The organism is Liquorilactobacillus vini DSM 20605, from assembly GCF_000255495.1.
GTDB lineage: Bacteria > Bacillota > Bacilli > Lactobacillales > Lactobacillaceae > Liquorilactobacillus > Liquorilactobacillus vini.
Map to the genome: position 1 here is coordinate 1 of NZ_AHYZ01000205.1, position 2,231 is coordinate 2,231.

Below are 2,231 nucleotides of genomic sequence, written 5' to 3' on the forward strand. Positions count from 1 at the left end.
ATTAAGTTATTAGCTTTAAAACTGCCAAAATTTAATTGTAGACTTTTACCAAAAAAAGGTTTTATAATGTGGAGTGATAATGATTATCATTTAAACACATTTAGCTGAGGAGGGCCGCAAAATGATGGCAGAAGAACAGAAGCCGCTTTTGGCTGCTGCAAACAAACTAAAAGAATTCAAAATTAAAAATACGCCGCAGAGACAAGTTATTTTGTCGTATCTGATGACATCGCATGAGCACCCTTCGATTGAAATGATTTTTAATTACGTGCGCAAAAATGGTTTCAGTGTAAGCTTAGCAACGGTCTATAATACACTACAACTGTTGATTGACCATAATTTGATCATTGAGATTGCTTCTGATAGCGGTGGGCATATGCGCTATGATTATGCAGAAGTGCCACACTATCACGTGATTTGCGTTAATTGTAATAAAATTGTGGATGTTTTTGATAGCCACTATAAGGAATTTGAACAGCAGGCAGTCAAACAGACTGGTTATCAAGTTTTAAATAGTCAATATGAAGTGTATGGCTTGTGCCCAGATTGCCAGGCTAAATTGAAAAAAAAGCAATTTTAAGATTGACAGCAAGGTAAAACTATCATATATTTTTAATGTATTCAGCGATGAAGTAGCCTAGTAACCGAATGTTTTGGAAATTAGAGACTTGGTGTTAGCTGCAAATCAAGCCAAGCATTTGTGTGAATTACACTATGGAGCAAAGAAAGGATTCATCTCTTTATCGATGGTTTGAGTTGGTTATCTTTGGATAGCAACTTGGGTGGTAACGCGGAATTTTTCGTCCCTAGGATCAGTTAGATCTTAGGGATTTTTATTTAAGGAGGAAAGTTATGGATATTATTGATGAGTTAAAATGGCGTGGTGCAGTTAACCAGGTGTCAGATGAACCAGCCCTGAGAAAACTCTTAGCTGAAAAGTCAGTTGGTTTGTATTGCGGAGTTGATCCAACTGCTGATAGTTTGCATGTGGGTCACTTAATTCCATTTATGATGCTTAAGAGATTCCAGATGACTGGACACCGCGCACATATTTTAATTGGTGGTGGAACCGGCTCGATTGGTGATCCATCCGGTAAAAAATCAGAACGAGTTTTGCAAACAATGGATCAGGTTCATTATAATGAAGCTTGTCAGACAGAACAAATGAAAAAACTTTTTGGTAAAGACAATATTACGGTAGTTAATAATTATGATTGGCTATCGAAATTAGATTTGCTGGAATTTTTGCGCAAATTCGGCAAGTTATTCAATATTAATACGATGCTCAACAAGGAAGTCATTGCTAGTCGTTTGGATGTTGGCATTTCGTTTACCGAGTTCACCTATCAAATTTTGCAAGCAATTGATTTTTATCATCTTTATAAAGCAAATGATGTTCAGCTGCAAGTCGGTGGAGCTGATCAGTGGGGAAATATCACGGCTGGGATTGATATGATTCATAAATTAGAAGGCAGTCAAGCCCAAGTTTTTGCTTTGACCGTTCCTTTGATGCTGAAAGCTGATGGCACAAAATTTGGCAAAACAGCTGGTGGAGCAGTTTGGCTAGATCCAAAGAAAACTACACCTTATGAATTCTATCAATTTTGGTTTAATACTGATGATCGAGATGTGATTAAATATTTGAAATTTTTTACTTTCTTAGATCAAGCGGCCATTGCCGATTTGGCAGAAGAAGTCAAAACACAGCCAGAAAAACGAGCAGCTCAAAAGCGCTTAGCTGAAGAAGTGACTGAATTTGTGCATGGCAAAGAAGCAGTCTTACAAGCTGAAAGAATTTCTAAGGCATTATTTTCAGGTGATGTAAAAGCACTAACGGCCACTGAAATTGAACAAGGGTTCAAAAAAATGCCAACAGTTGAAGTGCAAGCAGCTAAGAAGAATTTAGTTGATTGGTTAGTTGATGCTAAAATTGAAAAATCAAAACGGCAGGCGCGTGAAGATATTTCGAATGGAGCAATTTCTATTAATGGTGAACGGGTTCGTGATTTGGATTTTGAAGTTGACCCAGCTGCTAATTTTGATGGTCATTTTGTAATTGCCAGACGGGGGAAAAAGAAGTATTTTTTGGCTAGAGTCAAATAAAAAAACTGATCTGCTATGATTAATTTTAACTATTTTGGTTATTTTAGAGTTTAGAATATTGGGTGAATAGTGAGGCTAAAAGGGGTGAAGAAGTGTGGAAAAAACTTTTTCACCCCTTTTTTTAAGTT

General features: G+C 36.8%; 2 protein-coding genes and 1 other annotated feature. Both genes read left to right on the forward strand.

What is annotated here, in order from left to right:
- The first annotated feature begins 121 nt into the window (after nucleotides 1-121).
- Nucleotides 122-580: a Fur family transcriptional regulator gene (locus ON15_RS10930; RefSeq protein ID WP_010581529.1), complete on the forward strand. Its 459-nt coding sequence runs from the start codon at nucleotides 122-124 to the stop codon at nucleotides 578-580.
- 38 nt (nucleotides 581-618) lie between these two features.
- Nucleotides 619-811: a binding site (T-box leader), on the forward strand.
- 41 nt (nucleotides 812-852) lie between these two features.
- Nucleotides 853-2,103 (forward strand): tyrosine--tRNA ligase, encoded by a 1,251-nt coding sequence (tyrS, locus tag ON15_RS10935; protein ID WP_010581530.1) that lies wholly within the window; start codon nucleotides 853-855, stop codon nucleotides 2,101-2,103.
- Nucleotides 2,104-2,231 lie beyond the last annotated feature (128 nt).

Coding starts and splice junctions, on each gene's coding strand:
- tyrS (WP_010581530.1), top strand. CDS start 853: ATGGATATTATTGATGAGTTAAAATGGCGTGGTGCAGTTAACCAGGTG.
- ON15_RS10930 (WP_010581529.1), top strand. CDS start 122: ATGATGGCAGAAGAACAGAAGCCGCTTTTGGCTGCTGCAAACAAACTA.